The sequence below is a fragment of the Pseudolysobacter antarcticus genome (assembly GCF_004168365.1).
GTDB lineage: Bacteria > Pseudomonadota > Gammaproteobacteria > Xanthomonadales > Rhodanobacteraceae > Pseudolysobacter > Pseudolysobacter antarcticus.
This window is the reverse complement of sequence record NZ_CP035704.1, coordinates 197,962-222,327: the sequence shown is the minus strand read 5'-3', so window position 1 is coordinate 222,327 and position 24,366 is coordinate 197,962. Positions and strand designations below refer to the sequence as shown.

The following is a 24,366-nucleotide window of genomic DNA, read 5'->3' as shown; positions in this document are numbered from 1 at the left end:
AGCATGCAACGGTCTGATGCTTTCCAGCCACTGCGTATTCGCCAATGTGCACTTGGCGAAAATTACTTACGCCTTCGATGTCCTATTTCCAGACGACTTTACGTGTATTGACGTATCGGTGCGGCGTGCTGACGCAAATACCGGCTATCGACTAACCGTAATTGGTCACTTGGGGAAATCATCATGTTGAGATACGCACGCGTTTTCGGGTTCCTGGCGGCACCGTATTTGTTGCTACTGGCATTGCTGGCGATGCCTGCAATCAGCTGGGCACAGAACGCCAACGATGGTTTCGACCCGAATGCGAACAGCACTGTATACGCGCTGGCAGAGCAGTCTGATGGCAAAACCCTCGTCGTCGGCACCTTCACCACGATCGCCGGCCAGACCCGCAACCACCTCGCGCGATTGAACGTGGATGGGAGCCTGGATGCGAGCTTTGCCGCCACGGATGTGGATAACACCGTTAATGCCATCGTCGTGCAGGCGGACGGGCGCATCGTGATCGGGGGAATATTTGCCCAAGTTGGTACCTACGTTCGCCACCGTATCGCGCGCCTGAATGCCAATGGCAGCGTCGACACGGCATTCGATCCGAATGCGAACTACGACGTTAATGCGCTGGCGGTACAGCCGGATGGCAAATTGGTCGTAGGCGGCCAGTTCATCTCGCTATCACCGAACGGCGGCAGCGCCGTTATGCGCAACAGCATCGCGCGCCTGAATGCCGATGGCAGCGTCGACGCCGCATTCAATCCTAACGCGAACAGCATCGTCCGCTCGATAGCGCTGCAACCCGATGGCAAGCTGGTGTTGGGCGGTGATTTCACTGCACTTTCGCCAAACGGCGGCGGCGCCATCGCAAGCAACCGCATCGCACGCCTCAATTCTGATGGCAACGTCGACACGGCATTCAATCCGAACCCTAATGGGCCCGTTTCTGCATTAGCGCTGCAGCCTGATGGCAAGCTTGTACTGGGCGGCACGTTCACCTCGCTGTCGCCGAACGGCAGCGGCGCCGTTACACGCAACCGCATCGCCCGCCTCAATGCCGATGGCACTCTGGATGCCGCATTCAATCCGAACGCGAACAGCGCCGTGCTCGCACTAGCGCTGCAACCGGATGGCAACCTGATCCTGGGCGGCCAATTCACTTCTCTATCACCGAACGGCGGTGCGATAGTACGCAATCGCGTCGCGCGGCTGACTGCCACTGGCAGCGTCGACACGACATTCGATCCGAGCGCGAACAACACTGTGTTCGCGCTGGCGCTGCAGTCCGACGGCAAGCTGGTGCTGGGCGGCTTTTTCGGCACCCTTTCGCCGAACGGCAGCGTCCCGATCACACGCAACCGTATCGCCCGCCTGAATGCCGATGGCAGTGTGGACACGACATCGAATCCGAACGCAAATGCATCTGTCGACGCGCTGGCAATGCAACCCGATGGCAAGCTTCTGCTGGGCGGCGATTTCACCACCCTTTCGCCGAACGGCGGCAGCGCGGTCACACGCAACCACATCGCGCGGCTGAATGCCGATGGCAGTGTGGACATGGCATTCAATCCCAATGCGAACGCGAACAGCACCGTCTACGCGCTGGCGGTGCAGCCCGATGGCAAGCTGGTGGTGGCCGGTGACTTCACCTCACTTTCGCCGAACGGCGGCGGCGCGATCACGCGCAACCGCATCGCGCGTCTGAATGCCGATGGCAGTTTGGACATGGCATACGATCCGAACGCGGACGAGTCGGTCTTCGGGCTGACGCTGCAGCCCGATGGCAAGATGATGATCGGCGGCGCGTTCCACTCCCTATCGCCGAACGGCAGCGGTGCGATCATACGCAACCACATCGCGCGCCTGAATGCCGATGGCAGTCTGGACACGACCTTCAATCCGAACGCGAACGACTACGTCGCCACGCTGGCACTGCAGCCCGATGGCAAGCTGCTGGTGGGTGGTGGTTTCACTTCCCTTTCACCGAACGGCAGTGGCGCCAACACACGCAACCATATCGCGCGTCTGAATGCCGATGGCAGTCTGGACACGACCTTCAATCCGAACGCGAACGACACCGTCAACGCGCTGGCGCTGCAGCCCGATGGCAAGCTGGTGCTAGCTGGTAGTTTCACCACGCTGTCACCGAACGGCGGCGGCGCGATCACGCGCAACCGTATCGCGCGCCTTAATACCGAAGGCAGTCTGGACATGGCCTTCGATCCCGATACGAATAATGGCTACGTCGTCGCGCTGGCGCTGCAACCCGACGGCAAGCTGATGCTGGGTGGCTATTTCGCCTCACTTTCGCCCAACGGGGGCAGCGCTGTCACGCGTAACTCCATCGCCCGTGTGAATGCCGATGGCAGTCTGGACATGGCCTTCGACCCGAATACGAGCGCCTACATCGACGTGCTGATGATGCAACCCGACGGCAAACTGTTGGTGGGTGGAGATATGATCTCTCTGTCGCCGAACGGCGGCGGCGCCGTCACACGCCACAACATCGCGCGGCTCAGCACGCCGCAAGCTGCGTTGCAGTCGATAAGTATTGTGGGCTATACCACTGGCGGCAGCACAATTACATGGTCTCGCGCAGGCGCCGGAGCGGAACTAGCTCTGCCACCACAACTGCTGTTTTCACTGACCGGCAGTACCTATGCGTCCGTCGGCACGATGCAACGCATCAGCAACGGTTGGCGCTATTCCGGCTTCACGCCACCGCTCAACCAGAACTTCTATCTGCGTACCCGCGGACAGGCCAGTTCGAGTTCCAATTCAGGCGACCTGATCGAAAGCACGCTGCAGGTTTATCTAAGCGGCAACGACGGCATTTTTGCCAACGGCTTCGACTGAGCGCCGAGGATGCGTGAATGCCGATCACGCTCAAGCACGCAATGGTCTGATGCTTTCCAGCCACTGCGTATTCGCCAATGTGCACTTGGCGAAAATTGCTGACGCCTTCGATGTCCTATTTCCATACGACTTTACGTGTATAGACTTACTGGTGTGACGCGACGCAAACACCGGCTATCGGCTAGACGTTATTTGTCATTTGGGGAAATCATCATGGTGAGATACGAACGCGTTTTAGGATTCTTGGCTGGTCCGTGTCTGTTGCTACTGGCATTGCTAACGATGCCGGCGGTCAGCTGCGCGCAGAACGCCAACGATGGCTTCGATCCGAATGCGAACAACCCCGTCAGTGCGCTGGTGGTGCAGCCCGACGGCAAGACCCTCGTCGGCGGCGATTTCACCATGATCGATGGGCAGACCCGCAACCACCTCGCGCGATTGAACGTCGATGGAAGCCTGGATGCGAGCTTTGCTGCCACTGATGTCGATAGCACCGTCGATGTCATCGCTGTGCAAGCGGACGGGCGCATCGTAATCGGCGGCACATTTAACCAGGTCGGCGCATATATACGCCACCGCATTGCCCGCCTGAATGCCGATGGCAGTGTCGACGCGGCGTTCGATCCCAATGCGAATAGCTACGTCTATGCGCTGGCGCAGCAGCCGGATGGCAAGCTGGTGGTGGGCGGCCAGTTCACCTCGCTGTCGCCGAACGGCAGCGGCGCTATGACACGTAACAACATCGCGCGCCTGAATATCGATGGCACCATTGACACGGCCTTCAATCCGAACGCGAATGCCGCCGTCGATGCGCTGGCGCTGCAGCCGGACGGGAAGCTGTTGCTGGGTGGTAATTTCACCTCACTTTCGCCGAACGGAGGCGGCGCCATTGCGCGCAACCACATCGCACGCCTGAATACCGATGGCAACGTCGACACGGCATTCGATCCGAATGCGAGCAACACAGTAACAGCGCTGGCGCTGCAGCCCGATGGCAAGCTCGTACTGGGCGGCTTTTTCACCTCTTTGTCGCCGAACGGCGGCGCCACCACATCGCGCAGTCGCATCGCGCGCGTGAATGCCGATGGCAGTCTGGACACGGCATTCAACCCGAGCGCGAACAGCTTCGTCTCCGCGCTGGCGCTGCAACCCGATGGCAAGCTTTTGCTGGGCGGCTTTTTCACCTCCTTTTCGCCGAACGGCGGGGCTGCTATCACGCGCAATTACGTTGCTCGCCTGAACACCAATGGCAGCGTCGATACAACATTCGATCCCAACGCCAACAACGCCGTGCTCGCGCTGGCACCGCAGTCCGATGGCAGGTTGCTGCTGGGCGGTAATTTCACATCCCTGTCGCCGAATGGCGGCGGCACGATCACACGCAACCGCATCGCGCGCCTGAATGCGGATGGAAGTGTGGACACGACATCGAATCCGAACGCAAATGGACCCGTCTACGCGCTGGCAATGCAACCCGATGGCAAGCTTCTGCTGGGCGGCGATTTCACCACCCTTTCGCCTAACGGCGGCAGCGCGGTCACACGCAACCACATCGCGCGCTTGAATGTCGATGGCAGTCTGGATACGGCATTCAATCCTAACGCGAACGACACCGTCTACGCGCTGGCAATACAACCCGATGGCAAGATATTGCTGGGCGGGAACTTCACCTCGCTGTCGCCGAACGGCACTGGCGCTATCGTACGTAAATACATCGCGCGCCTGAATGCCGATGGCAGCCTGGACACGGCATTCAATCCGAATGCAAACGACGACGTCTACGCGCTGGCGCTGCAGCCCGACGGCAAGCTGGTGCTGGGCGGCCTTTTCACCTCGCTGTCGCCGAACGGTGCCGGCGCCGTTACACGCAACAGCATCGCGCGCCTGAATGCCGATGGCAGTATGGATTCGACGTTCGATCCGAACGCAAGCTCCTACGTCAAGTCGGTAGCACTGCAGCCCGGTGGGAAGATAGTGCTTGGCGGGGATTTTACCTCGTTATCGCCGAACGGGGGCGTCGCGGTTACGCGCAACCGCATCGCGCGTCTGAACGCCGATGGTGGTCTGGACACGGCATTCGATCCGAACGCGAACGACAGAGTCATTGCGTTGGCGGTGCAGCCCGATGGCAAGCTGGTGGTGGGCGGTCAGTTCACCTCCCTTGCGCCGAACGGGGGCATCGCGGTTACGCGCAACCGCATCGCGCGTCTGAACGCCGATGGTAGTCTGGACACGGCCTTCGATCCGAACGCAAACGAAACCGTCTACGCGCTGGCACTGCAGCCCGATGGGAAGATAGTGCTGGGCGGGGATTTTTTCTCGTTGTCGCCGAACGGCGGTGGCGCCGTCGCACGTCACTACATCGCGCGTCTGAACGCCGATGACAGCCTGGATACAGGCTTCGATCCAAACGCGAACGGTATAAACGGGATGGGTTACGTCAAGGCGATAGCGTTACAGTCCGATGGCAAGGTGGTAGCGGGCGGTGAGTTCACCTTCATGGGCGCGCTTCCTCGCAACTACATCGCGCGTTTCAGCATGCCGCAAGCCGCGTTGCAGTCGATAAGAATTGTGGGCTACACCGCCGGTGGTAGCGCGATTGTCTGGACCCGCGCCGGGGCCGGGCCGGAAATGTCGTTGCCACCACAACTACTGTTTTCGCTAGCTGGCAGCACATATGGAGCCGTCGGCACCATGCAGCGCATCAGCAATGGTTGGCGCTATTCCGGTTTCACGCCGCAGCTCAACCAGACCTTCTACCTGCGTACGCGCGGACAGGTCAGCTCAGGCCAAGACAACGGATCAGGCGGCCTGATCGAAAGTACGGTGCAGGTTTACCTGAGCGGCAACGACGGCATTTTTGCCAACGGCTTTGAGTAAGCCCCAAGGATGGCGCGAATGTGGGCCGCAGGCGCCGACGACGCCGGTCGGTGCTCATCACATCTCTGTGAGTCGCAAATGCAGGAGCACTACCGGCAAGCGCGTCAAGGCGGAAGCAGCGACGCAGACTGGGCTGACAATCTTGGCAAGTAACTCAGTCACCCGAAGCCTGCGGCTGGCCCCTTCTCCCCCGATCATTGATGGGGGAAGGTTGGGCCGCTGAGGTTCCACGTCAATCAGGAAGCCTAGTGTGGCCGCCGAGCAGCAAACCGCCGCGACTTGCCCGGCTGAGCCGCCAGGGAGCGGTTTGCAAAACCGCTCTAGGGTTCGAAACCATTGCAGAAAAGCGTATCCGCTACGCCGCAATTGATCAGGCGTGAGTAAAGCGCCGCGCTCGGCACACCGTTGACCCACACCCGCACGCGCACCGGGCCGGCCGGGAATCCGGCCAGCGCGGCAGCGCTGCCGCTAAATGTGGTGTCGGTCAGGTTGACGGTTTCGCTTTTCGCAATGAAGCGCATCTGATCGTTGTCAATGCGTTGCACTTGAAACACCGGCACATTGCTCGCGGAATTGTTGCTGGCTCCGCCGCTTGCTTCAAGCAAGGGCATGAATCCAGTGCTGACGATCGCGCCGGCGTTCGTACTGCTGCCGGCACTGGTCGCTGCCAGCGCGCTGGTTTGCAGCAGAAAGGCGTTGACTGCGCTCAAACCCGGTCGCAGGGTGGTTAGCGGGGCCAGGCCGGGATCGTACAGCTCGGCACTGGCGAGATAACCACTGCCGTTGTTGCCCCCCGCTACCAGCACTTTGCCCGAGAGCAGCAGAGTTGCGGTGTGAACGTCGCGCGGGGTCGCAAGCGTGCCAGCCGCCGCCCACGTGTTAGTCGCCGGATCGTACAGCTCGGCACTGGCGAGATAAATGCTACCGCTGAAGCCCCCCGAAACCAGCACCTTGCCAGATGGCAACAGGGTCGCGGTGTGAAGCTGATGTGCGGTCGCGAGCGAACCCGCTGGCGCCCAAGTGTTTGTCGCCGGGTCGTAGAGTTCGGCACTGGCGAGCCAGTTGCCATTGTAGCCACCCGCCACCAGCACCTTGCCCGAGGGCAGCAGGGTCGCGCTGTGGCCGTAGCGTGCGGTAGCGAGGTTGACTGTGGTCGCCCACGTGTTCGTCGCCGGGTTGTACAGCTCGGCGCTGGCGAGAGAGCTGCCGTTGTAACCCCCAGCCACCAACACCTTGCCAGATGGCAGCAAGGTCGCGCTGTGGAATATGCGCGCGACCGCAAGCACGCCACCGGCCGTCCAGGAGGATGTTGCCGGGTCGTACAACTCGGCGCTGACGAGATAGGTGCCGTTGTTGCCTCCCGCGACCAACACCTTGCCTGCGGGAAGCAGCGTTGCCGTGTGGGATTGGCGTGGGATCGCCATCGTGCCGGCAGCTGCCCACGTATTCGTCGCCGGATCGTACAGTTCGCCGTTGAGGGCATAGCTGCTGGTGGTGTCGCGGCCTCCGCTCACCAGTACTTTGCCCGAGGACAACAGGGTCGCTGCGTGCGAGTAGCGCCCGGCCGCAAGCGCGCCAGCCGCCGCCCAGCTGTTTGTCGCCGGATCGTACAAATCGGCGCTCGTGAGATAGGTGCCGTTGTAGCCTGCCGTCGCCAGCACCTTGCCCGAAGGCAGCAGCGTGGCGGTGGCGGTGTAGCGCGTGGTCGAGAACGCGCCGGCCGGCGACCCTGTATTTATCGCCGGGTCGTACAGCTCGGCAGTCGTGAGAAAACCACCGTTGTCGCCCGCCGCCACCAGCACCTGGCCCGAGGGCAGCAGGGTCGCGGTGTGAAAATCGCGCGCGTTCGCGAGCGTACGGACGGTACCCCATGTGTTCGTGCCGGGGTCGTACAGCTCAGCGCTGGCGATAGCGCTGTTGCTGTCGACGCCGCCCGCCACCAGCACCTTGCCTGAGGGTAGCAGGGTTGCCGTGTGGCGATCACGCGCGGTGGCCAGCCAGCCAGCCGGGGACCACGTGTTCGTCGCCGGTTCGTATAGCTCGGCGCTGGCGAAAGCGCCGCTGATGTTGCTGACAGTACCTCCTGCCGCCAGCACCTTGCCCGAGGGCAGCAAGGTCGCGGTGTGGTAACTGCGCGAGGTTGAGAGCGCACCGGCGGCGGCCCAAGTGTTTGTCGCCGGGTTGTAGAGTTCGGCGCTGCTGAGATTGCTGTTGTTTGCGCCCGCCGCCACCAGCACTTTGCCAGAGGGCAGCAGTGTTGCGCTGTGCACGTAGCGCGCGGTCGTCATCACGCTGGCGGACGCCCACGTATTCGTCGCCGGGTTGTACAGCTCGGCGCTGGCCAGATAGCTGCCATTGTAGCCACCTGCCACCAGCACCTTGCCCGAGGACAGCAGGGTCGCGGTGTGGTAACCGCGCAAGGTTGAGAGCGCACCGGCGGCCGCCCAGGTGTTCGTCGCCGGGTCGTACAACTCGACGCTGGCCAGATAGCTGCTGCCGTTGAAGCCTCCCACCACCAGCACCTTGCCCGATTGCAGCAGGGTCGCGGTGTGAAAGCGGCGCCCGGACGCGAGCGCGCCGGCCGCCGCCCATGTGTTGAACGCTGGATCGTAGAGTTCGGCGGCGGTGGGATAATTGCTGTTCAAGCTCTCTCCCCCTGCCACCAATACCTTGCCCGAAGACAGCACAGTCGCGGTGTGCAGGCTGCGCCCGATCACGAGCGCGCCGGCGTTGGCCCACGTCTTGATCGCCGGGTCGTACAGTTCGGCGCTGCCCAGACTGCTGCCGTTGGAACCTGCCACCGCCAGCACTTTGCCCGAGGGCAGCAAGGTCGCGGTGTGTTGTCTGCGCGCGGCAGCAAGCGGGCCCGCGGGCAACCACATGTCTGTCGCCGGGTCGTAGAGCTCGGCGCTGGCGAGAATGTTGCTGCCGTCGTCGCCACCCGCCACCAGCACCTTGCCCGAAGGCAGCAGGGTTTCGGTGTGCTTTCTGCGCGCGGCAGCGAGCGCGCCTACGACCGCCCAAGTGTTCGTGGCAGGGTCGTACAGTTCGGCGCTTACGAGAGCGCCGCTGCCGTTGCTGGTGCCCCCGGCCACCAACACTTTGCCCGAGGGCAGCAGAATGGCGGTGTGAAGGTAGCGACCGGTCGACAGCGCGCCTGCGCTCGTCCAGGTGTCCGTCGCCGGGTCGTACAGCTCCGCGCTGGCGAAAACGCCGCTGTCTAATCCCGCCACGACCAGCACCTTGCCCGAGGACAGCAGAGTCGCGGTGTGTAATTCGCGCGCGACCGCGAGCGCGCCAGCCGGCGCCCACGTGTCTGTTGCCGGGTCGTACAACTCAACACTGGCGAGCGCAGTGAAAGGGTCGCTATTGCCTCCTGCCACCAGCACCTTGCCCGAGGGCAATAGCGTGGCGGTGTGAAAGTAGCGCGCGGTCGCGAGCTGACCTGCGGCAGACCACGTATTCGTCTGCGGGTCATACAGCTCGGCACTGGCAAAAATGTTGCTGCCGTTGTTGCCCCCACCACCAGCACCTTGCCCGAGGGCAGCAGCGTCGCGGTGTGGTGATAGCGTGCGGTGGCAAGCGCGCTTGCGGTCGCCCAGGTGTTCATTGCCGGATCGTAGAGCTCGGCGCTGGCGGTAGCGGCGGAGCCAATGTTAGCTCCGCCCACCACCAACAACTTGCCCGAGGGCAGCAGGGTTGCGGTGTGGTCTGCGCGCGCCGTCGCAAGTGCGCCGCCCGACGACCAGGTGTTGGTCACGGCCCACACGGGGGCGGCGAAAACGAGCTGCAAGAAAAGAGCAAAAACCGGGATCAAAACCGCGTTTTTCGAAAGCCCGTCTACAAGCAATCTTACGCAACGATGCACGACATTCCCCCTGAATCCGATCAATCAATGTAGCAGGTCTACTCCGGCTTGCGAGTATCGCCGCGCTTCAATCAGCGCGCGCAACAGTGACCCGCGTCGCCTGCTGAACTGCCCTCGGCTCGCCAACGCATCTGCCCTGAAGCGCCAAGAACGTGACCGCCAGCAATCGGCCGACTCCAGCCATTCGATGATCGCAACTCCGTTCCGGATAGCTGTCATTCGGGGCAATGTAATCGTCAGCCGGCCACGCTATGAAGATGTCGAGTAGGCGCAGCAGCCCGATCACTACCGTTCCGGGACTGTTTGAGGTTGGATTGGCAACCCTCACGAGGGCTGGAGTGACACATCGGGCGACCCTGCATTTGATTGATCGCCAAGGACGGCGTGAATGCCGACCGCAGGCGTTCCCGACGCCTACCGGCACTCCTCACATCCCGGTGAGTTGAAAATGCAGGAGCACTACCGGCAAGCGCCACGGACGGCTTTTATCTGATCGCAAAACTCATCGCGATGCCGACGAACAAGACCAACCCGACCCAGTTGTTGTTGCGGAATGCAGCGAAGCAAACATCGCGCTCACGCGTGCGCGTGAGCCACTGCTGATACACGAACAGACCCACGGCAACCCCCATCGCCGCGTAGTACGGCCAATGCAGGTGTCCGCGCGCACCGACCATGAGCATGCTGCCGAGAAACGTCACCATGAGGATACCGAGAATGGCGCGATCGGCATCGCCGAATAAAATCGCCGTGGATTTTGCGCCGACGCGAATATCGTCGTCGCGATCAACCATCGCGTACTGCGTATCGTAGATCGTCGACCACACCACGTTCGCCAGAAACAGCAACCAGCACACCGGCGGCAAGCTGCCGCCCACCGCCCCGAACGCCATCGGCACCGACCAACCAAACGCCGCGCCGAGATACACCTGCGGCAAGTTGGTAAACCGTTTCATGAACGGATAACTCGCCGCCAGCGCCGCACCGACCAGCGACAGTTCGATCGTCAGCGTATTGGTGAACAGCACCAGCACAAATGCGAGCGTGATCAGCACCGCGAAAACATACAACGCCTCGCGCGGGGTGACCTTGCCCGACGCGATCGGTCGATCCATCGTGCGCTTCACTTCGGGATCGAGATTGCGATCGGCGTAATCGTTGATCACACAACCCGCCGAACGCATCAGGAATACGCCGAGTGTAAAAATGATCAGCGCTGACCACGGCGGAAAATCGCCTGCAGCAAGCCACAACGCCCACCACGTCGGCCACAACAACAGCGCCGCGCCAATCGGCTTGTGCAGCCGCGCGAGTTTCGCGTACTGCGTGAGCCGCTCGCGCAGATGTGCCCAGTCGAGCGCATTCCAGCGCTGCGCCAAAGCGCGCCAGACCGAGCCAAGCCACGCCAACAACATCGACGCGAATGCGGCCAAGCGCGCGAGCACGGCATTTTCATTCGTCGTCGGCACTGGATTGCCGCGCGGTTTCGGTGTTGCCGTTTTGACACTGGCACGCGGCGGCGCTTTTGTCGAAGCGATACGCGGCTTCGCGGCTTCCGGTGATTTTACCGCAGCACGCGGTCGCGGTTTGAGTGGTGGCTGATCCGACATGCGCTGAGTTTACCCGCGGGGCCTTGCGCTGTCGCATACCTCCAGTTGTCGGCAGCGCCATGCCGTCTGTCCTGCGTCCGCACGAATCGACGTTCGTTATCGTTCCGACAGAGCGTTGAATGGGAGACAGCGCCATGGCACCGATTGAAATATCGCTGCGCGAGCGCCTTTGCCAGGGGAGTGATTTCATGTCAAACATGCAACGACTATTCGCCGCAGTATTTTTTTGCAGCAGCGCCGCCGCGACCGCGTCACCATCCGTCGTGCCGCACCCGATTCTGTTCGTGACTCAAGTGCCGACGGGGCACGACGATGTGAACATGAATATCTCGTCGCCATTCGCGAATCATCTGCCGACCACGCTCGCCGCACCGCGCGGCGGCGATCTGGTGTTGATGTCGACCGCCGGCATACTGCGTTACCTTACTCAGGAAGCGGGATACGGCAACTTCGTTAGTGGCACGTTGATGATCGGCAATCAGGCGATTGCGGTGCGCGATCCGGCCATATCGTTTGATGCGAGCAAGGCGATTTTCAGCATGGTCGTCGGTGCGCCCGCAAGTGTCGGCGGTGCCGAAAATTACAACTGGCAGCTTTACGAAATCATCAATCTGCAACAGGTGATCGCCGGACAAACACCGATCGTGCAGAAGGTGGCGAATCAACCCGCGCTGCCATTCAACAATATCCAGCCGAATTATCTGAGCGACGGTAGCATCGTGTTTGTCAGCGATCGACCACGCAACGGCGCGATGGCGCTGTATCCGATCTACGACGAATATCGCGCACAACCGGCGAACAGCGGATTGTGGCGTCTCGATGCCACCAGCGGTGCGCTCGGCCTGATCGAAAATACGCCGTCGGGATCGTTCAATCCGTTCGTCGACAGTTTTGGCCGGCTGGTATTTTCGCGCTGGGATCACATGAACCAGGACGTCAATGACGATCCAAGTACACCGACGCCACTCATGCCATTCGACTACGCCTCCGAGGCCGCGAATGCGACTACGACGAACGCGACCGAGTTGTTTCCGGAGCCGATCAAGCACGTCGTCGGCAGCGTGTTGAACGGCTTCGAGATCAACCAGTTTTTTCCTTGGGCGGTGAATCAGGATGGCAGCAACGAGGAAACTCTCAATCACATCGGCCGCCATGAGCTCAAGCAAAGTTTCAGCCGCAATTACACCAACGATACCAACCTGATCGATTTCAGCGCCGCCGCATCGGGCCGTATCAATCAGAAATCGATCAACAATCTTTTCCAGATCCGCGAAGATCCGACCACAACCGGGCGTTATTTCGGTGTGGACGGTTCCGAGTTTCAGATGCATCGCGCTGGTCAGATCGTGGCGCTCACTTCACCGCCATCGCTGAATCCGAACGCGGTGACGGTCACTTACATTACCGATGCGCAAACCAGCACCTATCTTTTTACCGGTGCATCCTATCCATACAACATCGGCCATTTTCGCGATCCGTTGCCGATGAGCGACGGCAGTTTGATTGCAGCCTTCGCCAACATTCCGGACGGAGAAAACAATATCGGTCCGTTGCCGTTGCCACCGAGCAACTATCAATTCCACTTGTATACTTTGACTGCGATCAGCCAGAACAGCGCGACCGAATACGTGCCATCGGCGAATCCACTGATCACCGGCGGCATCAGCAAAACCGGCCTCAAATACAACTACGCCTCGAACATCAGCGGACAAGCCAACGGCACCGTGAACTACAGCGGAGCGCTGTGGGAACTGCAACCGGTTGAGGTCGTTGCGCGCGCCACGCCACCGCAGACGGCGCAGGCGCCGATCAGCGGCACGCCCGAACAAACCGTGTTCGACAACTTCAATCAGAGTCATCCGAACAATGGTGTCAGCGTGGCGCAAATGCAGCAGTTTCTGCAGAGCCAGAATCTCGCGCTGGTGGTGATACGCAACGCCACCTCGCGTGATCGCGCCGACCAGCAGCAACCGTACAATCTCAGCGTGCCGAGCGGCGCGCAGACGATCAGCAACCTGCTTGGTTACACCGGACCGCCGCTGTATTGCATCGATCGTATGCAGTTTTTCGAGGCCGATCAGGTGCGCGGCTTGTACCCCTCCACTGGCACAATCGCGAATGCGTTGCCCGGTCGCCGCCCTATTGCGAGGCCGCTGAACGATACGCACGCGCTGCAGTTCAACATGCCCGGCGACATGACCGTGCCGGGCAGCCAGTTCATTGCGACCGATGGATCGGTTGCGCTGTTTGTGCCTGCGCAAAGACCTATGGCATGGCAATCGTTGGCGCCGTCGACCACATGCGGATCGTCGACGTTACCGCCGAACGCTACAGTGGTGCGCGAGCGTTACTGGATCGAATTCCAGCCCGGCGAAATCCGCGCCTGCAACAGTTGCCATGGCATCAACCAGACCAATCAGGCCGGCCAGCCCGCGCCGGCCCAGCCACCGCAGGCACTGACCGATTTGCTGGTGTGGTGGAAACTGCATGGCGACGAAATTTTCTACGATGGTTTCGGGCCGTAAGCCGATCATGTCTCGCCGGGAACGCGGCGCGGCGTTATGCTCGCGCCGGTCGTTCCAAGATGAGCCATGCCATGAAAAATCCGCTGCCCTCGCGTTATTTTGCGTTTGCCTTTTGCGTGCTGGTTCTGCTGTTGTCGCTGAGCCTGTTGTTGTTTGGCATCGGCTGGTGGATCGTTGCGGCGATCAGCGCGGCGCTGGTGATTGTCGGCATCTGGGATATCGGCCAGCATCACACCACCTTGCGCCGCAACTATCCGCTGCTGGCGCATTTCCGTTATTTTTTCGAGGCGATCCGGCCGGAGATTCGGCAGTATCTGGTCGAGTCGGATACCGACGAAGTGCCGTACTCGCGCGCGCAACGTTCGATCGTTTATCAGCGCGCAAAAAATGCGCTGGATCTGCGCCCGTTCGGCACCGAACTCGACGTGTACCAGCCGCAATACGAATGGATCAACCATTCGCTCGCGCCGGCGAAAATCGCCGATCACAATTTTCGCGTACCGATCGGCGGCAAGGATTGTACGCAGCCGTATGCGGCGAGTGTGTTCAATATTTCGGCGATGAGTTTCGGCGCATTGTCGGCGAACGCGATCCGCGCGCTCAACGAAGGTGCGCGACGCGGCGGGTTTTATCACGACACCGGTGAAGGATCGATCTCGCAATACCACCGCGAAAACGGCGGCGATCTGTGCTGGGAAATCGGTTCGGGCTATTTCGGTTGCCGCAACGACGACGGCAGTTTCAGCGAAGAGCGTTTCACCGCCAACGCCGCCTCGGCGCAAGTAAAAATGATTGAGGTCAAGCTCAGCCAGGGCGCCAAGCCCGGCCACGGCGGCGTGCTGCCGGCGGCGAAAGTGTCGCCGGAAATCGCCGCCGCGCGCGGCGTGAAAATCGGCGTCGATTGTGTCTCGCCCGCCGCGCACAGCGCGTTCCACACGCCCGAAGAATTACTGCGTTTCGTAGCTAGACTGCGGGTTTTATCCGGCGGCAAACCGACCGGATTCAAGCTTGCGATCGGCCATCCGTGGGAATGGTTCGGCATCGCCAAGGCGATGCTGAGTACGGGCCTGTTGCCGGATTTCATCGTCGTCGATGGCGGCGAAGGCGGCACCGGCGCGGCACCGATGGAGTTCACCGATCATGTCGGCGCGCCGCTGCGCGAAGCCTTGCTGCTGATCCACAACACCTTGGTCGGCATCGGCCTGCGCGATCAGATCCGCATCGGCGCGAGCGGCAAAATCACCAGCGCATTCGATATCGCACGCACGCTGGCACTCGGCGCCGACTGGTGCAATGCGGCGCGCGGATTCATGTTCGCGCTCGGCTGCATTCAATCGCAGAACTGCCATACCGATCGTTGTCCGACCGGCGTCGCGACGCAGGATGCTTCGCGCCAGCGCGCACTCGTGGTGCCGGACAAGGCCGATCGCGTGATGAATTTTCACGAGAACACGCTCAAGGCGCTGAAGGAATTGATCGCGGCATCGGGCCTGAATCATCCGAGTGAGATCGGCCCCGAGCATGTGATCCGGCGCGTATCGCCGACCGAGATCCGCTCACTCGCCGCGCTGTACAATTTTCTCGAACCGGGCGAGCTGATCAACGGAGTGCCGGAGCACGCGGTGTTCAAGAAATTCTGGCAAGTGGCGCGGCCGGATACGTTTGCGCCGCCGCCGGATGTGCTGGCGTTGCGGCTAGTCAAAGCCCGCTGAGTTCGCCTGGCGCAATGTTTGCGCAGACTGGCGCATCGCGATGATTATTCGCTGAGCTGCGACAGCCATGCGGCGATCGCCTTGGCGCTGGCGTCGTCGATGTTCTGGACCACACCACGCATGATCCGCGCGTTCGACGTGTCGTGGGTCTTGTCGTCGCGATAACTTGCCAGACGCGCGGCGATGTAGTCGGCGTGTTGGCCACGCAGCACCGGAAACAATCGATAGAATGCGGCGCGATCGCTCAACGCATGACCGTCCGCGTGCAGACCATGACAACCCTGGCACGGCGGAATGCCACGCGTCGGATCGCCAACGAGAAACAGCCGCTCGCCGTCGTTCGCGAGCTGGGCATCGACCGTCGCCGGCACGGCCGCGTGGCGCGCAGCCGCGGAAAAATACGCCGCGATATTGCGCAGGTCGCTGTCACTCAGATCCTTCACTTGCGGCGTCATCGGCGAGGCTGGATCGGCGCGGCGCTGGAAGCCACGCAGCGCTTGATAAATGTATTCGGCGCGCTGTCCGGCTAGCACTGGAAACTGCGGCACGACCGCATTGCCTTGCGCGCCATGGCACGCGCTGCAGACCGCAACCTTGGCCTCACCCGCAGCAGCGTCGCCGTGAATCGCGGTGGCATGACGCAGGTCGACAAAATCCGTCGCCGCGCTCGCGGCGAACGTCGGCAACGACAATACGGCGAGCAGCGGCGCGAGCCATGCGAAGCGAAAATTCATCGTCGTTTTCATAACCGGATATTCAACAGCAAGCCGATCAGATTGGCGCTGTAACTTTGCGGTCCGCCATCGCTGTAAACGCGATGATCATAGACCAGGCCCTGATCAAAACCGAGGTAATGCCAGTCGCCGATCGCACCGCGTTCGTAGTAGTCATAGATACGCAACGACGCGCGATCCATCAGCGGAATAGTCGCACCGATCGTGATCGAATTTACGCGATACGACATCGCCGGAAATGCGTCGCCCGGCACCAATCCGTCGCTGAAATACGCGAGCGCGGCGGGCGTGGTAAAACGATAATTGGTCAAGCCGCGCGAGTTCAGATAATTCCAGTTCGCATCGAAGCGCACGCGACCGAGCTGATGATTCATCGTGATGCCGAGGTTGCTGTTTTTTTGCCGATCGGTGACCCACCAGCGCCCGGCATTCGGATAGGCCGCGCCACCCAAGGTCGGATCGGGACTCGCGCTGGAATTGTCTACGTTCGCGAGGTCGATGCGCGAGCGATCCTGACCGTAATACGCGCTGGCCGTGGTGGTCGGCGACGGTTGCCATTCCCACTGCAATGCCAAACCCGTGGTGTCGTATTTTTTCCGACCGATCTGCGCGTCGTAATTGTTCCAGTCGCCGCGCAGCGAAAGGCTGATCGTCATATCCTCGCGCGGCATGATCGTCGCCATGAGATTGACCTTGTTCTCGTCGCGATCGGACAAGTCATAAGCGCGCATCGCCTCCGCCGTATAGGCCGGCACGCCACCAGCCGGCGCGACGAATCCGGGCAGGCTGTTGGAGTAGAGAAAATCGTACGGATTGTAGTTGTAGCTGTCGCCAGACTGACGCAGGAATGTGTAGTTCGCGCGCAAGGTAAGCCAGTCGATCGCACGATCGACCCACGTCAGCTTGATGCTGTTGTTGCGCACTTCGCTGCGCTCGCGATGGCTGGGTGCGTAGTCGCGATAATTGAACGTCGCGCCCAGCGTATCGTGCGCGGAAACTTTCCAGTCGGCGCCGACATTGCTCTCGATGGTTTGCTCATCCAGCGGCAAACTCATGATGCGCGTGATCGCCGAAGGATTGAGCAACGGATCATAAATTCCGGTCAGACCCGGCACGATGCTGCCCTGCGAACCGTTCTCGATCGGATAGCCATATTGGCCTGTGAGCGGGTTGTAGGCGACGTAGGTATTACGATAATCCTCGCGATTGAATTTCATGCCGCCACGCATGCTGACATCGCTGCTCGGCTGCAGCACGAAACGTGCATCGAGCATGCTGGTATCAATGCGCATGTCGGCATTTTGTCGCGACAAGGCGGCGCTGGTGTTCCACTGCGCGCACGAATACAGCAGCGGATTGTTCGGCCCCGCCACACCGCTGTGATTGGTATCGATGCCGAACACGCCCTGGCAATTGATCGGCGCGATCAGCGCATCGTTCTGCGTCATGCGTCCAGCCGATCCGGTCAGCGACAGCTCGCCGTTCATCGGCAGTTTGCGCGTGAACGTGGCTTGCAGGTTGTGATAATTGTTGTCCGGCTCGGTGGCGAACTGGCCTTGCGTGAGCGGCGCCGAAGTCGCACCCGCAACCACCGGATACAACGCGAACGGCGTCTGGTAACTGAAGCCCGTGTAGGCATCGCGGTAGAACGATCCGACGTAGCCGAAATCCATGCGCCAGGTTTTTCCGCTGAAGCGGAATCCGGCGTTGATGTTGACTGTGCTGTCGTTGATCGGCTTGACCGTTTCGAGCGCGCCGCCGTCGTTCGGCAACTGGTAGTTGAAATACATCGGCCCGCCGAATGCGCGTTCGCCGCGACGTTCCTCGTTGGTGATGTTGATGTATGAAGTCCACTGCGGCGTGAGAAATCCGCTGTAACCGATGCCCTGTTTTTGCCGCGTGACTTCAAGCGTGCGTTCGGGCGTGGCCGCCGATACCGCCGCGACTTGCGCAGGTGTGCTACCGCCCGCGACCAGTGTGCTCGGCAAGGTCAGATTATTGCTGCCGACGCCGTTCCAGATCGGCCGCGCATCGTTGCTGAGCACGTTCGGCATATCGCGGATAAACGCCTGGATCTTGTAGCTGCCGGCGCGGCCGTACACCGCCTGGTAATACTGATCGTCATCGCTGATGCGACTGCCGCGAATTCCCGCGTAAGTGCCATCGGCGGCGCGCTCGAAATTCAGGTCGAACAGGCCGAGCACGAGCCCGCTGTTCCACTTCACATAACGATTCCACAACGCGTTCTTGTCATCGCCGCCCGTGCCGAGATAACCGATCTGCAGCACGCCGTAATACGCCCAGTCAGCGGCGATTTCGGCGCTCGGCGGTTGCGCCGGACACATGTACAAGTTGCCGCTTGGTGAGCGATGTTGCCCCGGCTGCAACCAGCTCGTGCCGCGTTCGTCAGTCGCTTGCAGCGCCGCGCCCGCGTTCGGATCGAGCTTGTTGCCGCGCCATGTATCCACACCGACGCCGGTATCGGCCAGCGTCATTACGGGCAGCAGCAATAACCCCAGCAATGCGCAAAAAGATGGCGTGATCCGGTGCTGGCGTTTGAGCATGGTCGGCGTTCCCGCTACTCGTGGAAGAACGGGCCTGACGGCGCATTCGAGCCGTGTACCTGCGCGTGGCAAGTGATGCAGCCGCGACCCATCAGGCGTTCATCGGGATGCTTGCCGTTGGCCAGCGACTGCGGTGTCTGCAACTCGCTCGGATGCCCCTGGTTGGTGTGGCATTGCTGGCACAGGAACGGGATCGGCTCGAGCAGCAGCGAGGCCTGATTCGAGCCATGCGGCGTGTGGCAATTTAAGCAGCTCTCGCGCACCGGCGCGTGCTCGAACAAAAACGGCCCGCGCTTCTCGGCGTGGCATTGGTAACACGTCTCGTTGACGGTGTTGGTCTTGAGCAGCGGCGTGGTCAGCGAACCGTGCGGATTGTGGCAATCGTCGCAGCTCATCTGGCCTTCCGGCAGCGGCATGTGCGAGCGCCGGTTGAACTGCAAACGCACATCTTTGTGGCACTGCGAACAGGTATCGTTGATCGAGGCTTTTGCCATCAAGCCTTCGGACGAAAATTTCGCCATCGGGTTATGGCAATCGCTGCACGACAACTCGTTGCGCTGATGGATCGAACCGGCCCAGTGATCACGCGGGCCGCCTTGGTGACAAGTCAGGCAGGTCTGTGTTTGCAACGCGATCGGTGTGCCGGAGTCGTGCGTGAAACCGATGATCAAACCCTTGCTGTTCGGTTGTGCCGCATGCGCAGAACCCGGACCGTGGCAGGTTTCGCACACGGGAATATTCGGATCGACCTTAGCTGCCGCGTGCAATCCGAGCGCATGCAGGGTGTGGGTGAAATGCTCGCTCTCGAGTTGATGGCAGGCGATGCAGACTTTTTCGCCAACCGGCTTGGCCTGCGCCGCCATCGGATTGACCGCGACCGTAGCATTGGCGAACCCGGGCGCCGGCAACAACTGACTGGCGCGGGCGTGGGTTTCGTCGGCGGAAAGATTCGTGGCCGGCAGCCGCAACGCGGGCGCATCCGCCGTTTTTTGCGCGAACGCAAACGCGCAACCGGCGCACCAGAGCACGATGCCCGCGAGCATGATCGACACGCGTTGTGTGTGGCGAAACCTCATTGTTCGATCTCTCCCTCCCGTGAGTTTTCGCAACCGGCGCACGCGCCAGCGAGTCCGCTGGATTGGCGCAAGTGGTGTAGGTACCCGAAGCGTCGCGAAAGGTTGCGTGAGCCAGTGCGCCGACTTTTTCGACAGCTGGATCAATGCAGCACAGCACGCCCTCAAGATCTATTCGCGATAGCAATCTTTGCGCCCGGCGGCCAGCTCGCGGATAATCCGCGCTCTCTTGCGGCCGCTGCGCCGCGTTCATGGCCTGATCGATGACTGAAATCCTGCACCATCTTCCCGAATTCATCGGCAACCATTATTTGCTGGTGATGCTGCTTGTCGCCTTGTTGTTCATCCTGATCAGCAACGAAGTTTCCGGCCTGTTTCGCGGCTACAAATCACTGACGCCCGGCGGCCTCACCCAGCTCATCAATCGCAACGACGCGCTGCTGATCGACATGTCGAGCAAGCAGGATTTCGATCAGGGCCATATCGTCGGCGCAAAACACGTGCCGCAGTCGCAGTTCGATCCGGAAAGCAAAGATCTGGTCAAGGTCAAGGAGCTGCCGATCGCGATGTGTTGCAAGACCGGCCAGACCTCGGCTACCGCGGCGGCGCGACTCGTGAAAGCCGGCTTCAAGAATGTGTACTGGCTCGATGGCGGACTCGCCGCGTGGCGCCAGGCTGATCTGCCGGTGGTCAAATAATCTCGACGGAACCTGCACGGAGATTTTTCATGCGTCAGTTGAAAACCCTGCATGCGGCGCAACGTTGCTGAAACAAAAGGCTGACCGCCAATATTTGACGACCAGCCAATAACCCGCAAGCAACAAACAATTCGCAATAAAACCACCCTCGCCGCCGGCAACAGTGCGCCAAGCCATGCGACGTGGGATAATCCGCGCCCTTTTCACCCTAGATTCCGGAGTAATACATGGTCGATACCATCGCCACCAACGGCGCAGCAGAACCGCAGGGCAACGCCCAATTGAGCCTGCAGAAAGTCTATATAAAAGACGCTTCGTTCGAAGTGCCCGGCGCGCCGCAGATCTTTCAGGAAGCCGGCCAGCCGCAGGTTCAGCTGAATCTTTCGCAAAAAGTGGGCACGATCGCCGAGAACACGTTCGAAGTGATCCTCAGCGTTACCGTCACCTGCAGCGTCGGTGAAAAAACCGCGTATCTCGCCGAAGTCCAACAGGCCGGCATCTTTGGTCTGGTCGGTTTCGACGATGCCAGCCGCGATACCGTGCTCGCCACGTATTGCCCGAATGTGTTGTTCCCGTATGCACGTCAGGCGGTGTCGGATCTGGTGCAGAACGGTGGTTTCCCGCCCTTCCTGCTGCAGCCGATCAACTTTGAAGCGTTGTACGCCGAACAGCAGCGTCGCCAGCAGGCCGGCGAAAGCACCGGCGTGATCGGTAACGCCTGAGTCATTCCGAACCCACGTCGGCGCGAGCATCGGCGATGACCACAAGTCAGCGTGTTGCGATAGCCGTGCTCGGCGCGGGTTCGTGGGGCACGGCGCTCGCCGCCCTGCTCGCACGCAATGGCGGCCCCACGACCTTGTGGGGTCGTGATTCCGCAGCCATGGCCGAGATGGCGTTGACCCGTCGCAACCGGCGTTATCTGCCCGAGCAGGAATTGCCATCGACGCTGCAAATCTCCAGCGATCTGCAAGCCACGGTGCGCGCCGCCGAACTGGTATTGATTGTTACGCCGAGTCACGCGTTTCACGATTTGCTCGATCAGATCGCTAGCGATCTCGCGCCCGATGTCGGCATCGCCTGGGCGACCAAGGGTTTCGAGCCCGGCACCGGACGTTTCCTGCACGAACTGGTCGCGGAAAAATTTCCACAGCGTGCCGCGGCCATCGTCACTGGGCCATCGTTCGCGCGCGAAGTGGCGCAGGGATTACCAACTGCGGTCACCGTGCATTCCACTGATCATGCGTTTGCGCAACAGGTTGCCGCGCTACTGCATGCGTCGACGTTTCGCGCCTACACCGGCTCGGACGTGATCGGCGCCGAACTCGGTGGCGCGATGAAAAACGTGCTCGCCGTTGCCACCGGCGTGGCCGATGGCATGCAGCTCGGACTGAACGCACGCGCCGGCCTGATCACGCGCGGCCTGAATGAGATGCTGCGCCTCGGCGTGGCGCTCGGCGCGCGCGCGGAAACCTTGATGGGCCTCGCTGGGCTCGGCGATCTGGTGCTCACCTGCACCGGCGATTTGTCGCGCAATCGCCGCCTCGGCCTCGCACTCGGTTGCGGCACTTCGCTCAACGATGCGATTGCCGAAATCGGCCAGGTGGTCGAGAGCGTACAGACCGTCGATGAAGTGATGCGGCTCGCGCATCGACACCAGATTGAACTGCCGATCAGCGCAGGCGTGCAACGTGTATTGCACGAGGAAATCACGCCTGCCGAAGGTTTGCGAACCTTGCTCGCGCGCCAGCAGAAACCGGAATACACCGCGCCGCTCGCGCACTGACTACTCGCGTAACGAAACCTAGCTGCCGCCGGCGAATCCGCTCTGGCGCCACGCTTCGAACACCACCACGGCCACGGCGTTCGATAAATTCAAACTGCGATTCTCTGGCCGCATCGGCAAACGCAAGCGCTGCTCCGGCGGCAAGCTGTCGAGCAAGGCTTGCGGCAATCCGCGCGTTTCCGGCCCGAATACCACCGCATCATTTTCGCGAAATTGTGTATTTGTATATAAAGTCGCAGAGCGTGTGGACAGCGCGAATACCCGATCCGGTTTTACGGCGGTGAGAAACGCGGCGAAATCATCGTGCGCATCGAGCGTGGTGAACTCGTGGTAATCGAGCCCGGCGCGACGCAGCTTGGCGTGATCGAGATCAAAACCCAACGGTCGAATCAGATGCAGCCGCGCGCCGGTATTCGCGCAAAGCCGAATCACGTTGCCGGTGTTCGGCGGAATTTCCGGTTGGTACAACACGACATGCAGCATGCCGCGATTATTCGTCAGCGCGACGCTGGCGACAAGCGCCGCCACGCCACGCCCGGTTTTCCCCGCAGTTTGCGTATTTGAAAGTGAGCGGAAATTCTTTCGCCACCATCGCGATGCGATTTATCAATCGAACCACCGAGGAGTTTTCATGAAAATCCATGCCACTTTATTGCTGTTGGGCGCGGGCCTGCTGTTGTCGTTGCGCCCTGCCGCTGCCGAATCGAATCACTGCACACCCATCAGCGCGCTGCCGATTACGCTGTCCAGCGCGGGCGTGTATTGCCTCACGCAGGATCTGACCATGGCCGGATCGAACGGCGTTGCGGTGTTTGTCAACGCCGACTCGGTCACGCTGGATTTGAACGGCCATGCCCTGCGCAGCAACGCCGCGGGCAACATGTCGACATTCGGCGTGAGTGTGGTCGGGCAGAAATATTTCACGATCACGGACGGCACCATCGTCGGTTTTGCGCAGGCGGTATATGTCGGTTCGGCCGGCGGCACTAACGCGAAATCCGGATTGATCAGCAATTTGAAAGTGCAGCGCAGTCACACCATCGGCATATCCGCTCTGTGCGACGGCTGCGTGGTACGCGACAACATGGTTACCGATACCAACATACCGGCATCGTTCGGCGGCAATGCCGCGATCGGTATCGGCGTGAGCGGTACCGGCAACCAGGTCATCGGCAATCGCGTTTTCAATACGTTTTCGCAGCCCGGCGATCCGGCGTTTGGCATTTCGGTCAGCGGCAGCAATTCCAACGTCGCCAACAATTATTCGGCGAACGATCACATCAGCAGCGATGCTACCTACGGATATTCGATCATCGGCACCAACGCCTTGCTCAGCACCAACCAGGTGCAAGGCATGACGGTCGGCTACAACCTGACCGCGACTAACCTAAAGTATCGCGACAACCTCAGCGGCGGCTGCACATATGCGTTTAATGGCGTTTCGGTCGGTGGCGTGCATGACCTCGGCGGCAATAACTGAGCGCGGCTCGATGTCGGCATGACGGCGCGCATTTGATCGTAGTGCCGTCGTGCCGAGAAACGCGACAAAGTTTATTTGTACACTTATCGCAGCACAAGAATTGTGCGCGGCGTTATTTTTCTGCGGCGAAAACGAGATAGATTTGCTCGCCTCGCAATAGAACCACGCGATTATTCCGCGTTCGTATCGACCAGCGCGATCTCGGTGCGCGCGATACGCATTGGGATTACCTTGACCACGCTTTCATGGCCGACCTTGACAGTTTTCTGCAGCCACACCGAGGCCGGTTTTGGCGTTACCACACGATGTGTTACCGCCCATGCGCCGAGGCTCGCAAACATCACCAGCGCCAGCGTTCCGCGTACCAATTGCATTTTCATGTTCATGACTTTTTCCTTGGCGCCGGATCGCCGTATGGGTGGCAATCCTCCGATTTGATGATCTTTGCGTTCTTTGTAATCGGTGCGTTGCAATCTACTTGCCAACAACGCGGGCTTTCATCGATTACGAGAACATAGATGCAGAATCAGGCGCTTGGGTTGCATGACCGCATGAAAATAACTTCTGCCAGCGCGGCGATGGACTGTCC

The 24,366-nt window shown here is 60.8% G+C and carries 16 protein-coding genes; 9 read left to right on the top strand and 7 right to left on the bottom strand.

Features of this window, described 5'->3' with window-relative positions; genetic code table 11:
- Nucleotides 1-183 precede the first annotated feature (183 nt).
- Together ELE36_RS00985 and ELE36_RS00980 are read left to right on the top strand one after the other, a co-directional pair.
- On the top strand, nt 184-2,850 hold the full coding sequence (locus ELE36_RS00985; RefSeq protein ID WP_129831322.1) for a delta-60 repeat domain-containing protein: 2,667 nt from the start codon (nt 184-186) through the stop codon (nt 2,848-2,850).
- 213 nt (nt 2,851-3,063) lie between these two features.
- Nucleotides 3,064-5,730: a delta-60 repeat domain-containing protein gene (locus ELE36_RS00980; RefSeq protein ID WP_129831321.1), complete on the top strand. Its 2,667-nt coding sequence runs from the start codon at nt 3,064-3,066 to the stop codon at nt 5,728-5,730.
- A gap of 320 nt (nt 5,731-6,050) precedes the next feature.
- Here the strand turns inward: ELE36_RS00980 and ELE36_RS00975 are convergent, their stop codons facing one another.
- Complete coding sequence (locus ELE36_RS00975) at nt 6,051-9,134, bottom strand: Kelch repeat-containing protein (protein WP_129831320.1); 3,084 nt, start codon at nt 9,132-9,134, stop codon at nt 6,051-6,053.
- Nucleotides 9,135-9,146: 12 nt separating this feature from the next.
- Here ELE36_RS00975 and ELE36_RS20230 point away from each other — a divergent pair, with 12 nt between their 5' ends.
- Nucleotides 9,147-9,296 (top strand): hypothetical protein, encoded by a 150-nt coding sequence (locus tag ELE36_RS20230; RefSeq protein WP_165371393.1) that lies wholly within the window; start codon nt 9,147-9,149, stop codon nt 9,294-9,296.
- Nucleotides 9,297-10,083: 787 nt separating this feature from the next.
- Here ELE36_RS20230 and ubiA read toward each other — a convergent pair.
- On the bottom strand, nt 10,084-11,013 hold the full coding sequence (gene ubiA / locus ELE36_RS00965) for a 4-hydroxybenzoate octaprenyltransferase (RefSeq protein ID WP_129836529.1): 930 nt from the start codon (nt 11,011-11,013) through the stop codon (nt 10,084-10,086).
- Between the two features lie 383 nt (nt 11,014-11,396).
- Here ubiA and ELE36_RS00960 point away from each other — a divergent pair, with 383 nt between their 5' ends.
- Both ELE36_RS00960 and ELE36_RS00955 read left to right on the top strand, forming a co-directional pair.
- Nucleotides 11,397-13,733, top strand: a complete 2,337-nt coding sequence (locus ELE36_RS00960; protein WP_129831319.1) for a hypothetical protein — start codon at nt 11,397-11,399, stop codon at nt 13,731-13,733.
- Nucleotides 13,734-13,804: 71 nt separating this feature from the next.
- Complete coding sequence (locus ELE36_RS00955) at nt 13,805-15,445, top strand: FMN-binding glutamate synthase family protein (protein WP_129831318.1); 1,641 nt, start codon at nt 13,805-13,807, stop codon at nt 15,443-15,445.
- Between the two features lie 44 nt (nt 15,446-15,489).
- Here ELE36_RS00955 and ELE36_RS00950 read toward each other — a convergent pair whose 3' ends face one another.
- From ELE36_RS00950 to ELE36_RS00940, 3 genes are read right to left on the bottom strand one after another with little or no spacing between them, the layout of a single operon-like run.
- Nucleotides 15,490-16,179 (bottom strand): c-type cytochrome, encoded by a 690-nt coding sequence (locus tag ELE36_RS00950; protein WP_165371417.1) that lies wholly within the window; start codon nt 16,177-16,179, stop codon nt 15,490-15,492.
- Nucleotides 16,180-16,187: 8 nt separating this feature from the next.
- Nucleotides 16,188-18,743 carry an MtrB/PioB family outer membrane beta-barrel protein gene (locus ELE36_RS00945; protein ID WP_129831316.1) on the bottom strand — a complete coding sequence of 852 codons (2,556 nt, stop codon included), beginning with the start codon at nt 18,741-18,743 and terminating at the stop codon, nt 16,188-16,190.
- Between the two features lie 14 nt (nt 18,744-18,757).
- On the bottom strand, nt 18,758-19,819 hold the full coding sequence (locus ELE36_RS00940) for a DmsE family decaheme c-type cytochrome (RefSeq protein WP_129831315.1): 1,062 nt from the start codon (nt 19,817-19,819) through the stop codon (nt 18,758-18,760).
- A 260-nt stretch (nt 19,820-20,079) separates the two neighbouring features.
- Between ELE36_RS00940 and ELE36_RS00935 the strand changes: the two genes are divergently transcribed.
- From ELE36_RS00935 to ELE36_RS00925, 3 genes are all read left to right on the top strand, one after another.
- A complete protein-coding gene (locus ELE36_RS00935; protein WP_129831314.1) occupies nt 20,080-20,514 on the top strand; it encodes a rhodanese-like domain-containing protein in 435 nt (144 codons plus the stop codon).
- A gap of 227 nt (nt 20,515-20,741) precedes the next feature.
- Nucleotides 20,742-21,236 (top strand): protein-export chaperone SecB, encoded by a 495-nt coding sequence (gene secB, locus ELE36_RS00930; protein ID WP_129831313.1) that lies wholly within the window; start codon nt 20,742-20,744, stop codon nt 21,234-21,236.
- Nucleotides 21,237-21,271: 35 nt separating this feature from the next.
- Nucleotides 21,272-22,297: an NAD(P)H-dependent glycerol-3-phosphate dehydrogenase gene (locus ELE36_RS00925; protein ID WP_129831312.1), complete on the top strand. Its 1,026-nt coding sequence runs from the start codon at nt 21,272-21,274 to the stop codon at nt 22,295-22,297.
- An 18-nt stretch (nt 22,298-22,315) separates the two neighbouring features.
- Here the strand turns inward: ELE36_RS00925 and trmL are convergent, their stop codons facing one another.
- Complete coding sequence (trmL, locus tag ELE36_RS00920; RefSeq protein ID WP_129836527.1) at nt 22,316-22,780, bottom strand: tRNA (uridine(34)/cytosine(34)/5-carboxymethylaminomethyluridine(34)-2'-O)-methyltransferase TrmL; 465 nt, start codon at nt 22,778-22,780, stop codon at nt 22,316-22,318.
- Between the two features lie 148 nt (nt 22,781-22,928).
- Between trmL and ELE36_RS00915 the strand changes: the two genes are divergently transcribed.
- Complete coding sequence (locus ELE36_RS00915; RefSeq protein WP_129831311.1) at nt 22,929-23,777, top strand: hypothetical protein; 849 nt, start codon at nt 22,929-22,931, stop codon at nt 23,775-23,777.
- A 170-nt stretch (nt 23,778-23,947) separates the two neighbouring features.
- Here the strand turns inward: ELE36_RS00915 and ELE36_RS00910 are convergent, their stop codons facing one another.
- Nucleotides 23,948-24,163 carry a hypothetical protein gene (locus ELE36_RS00910; protein WP_129831310.1) on the bottom strand — a complete coding sequence of 72 codons (216 nt, stop codon included), beginning with the start codon at nt 24,161-24,163 and terminating at the stop codon, nt 23,948-23,950.
- Nucleotides 24,164-24,366: the final 203 nt, after the last annotated feature.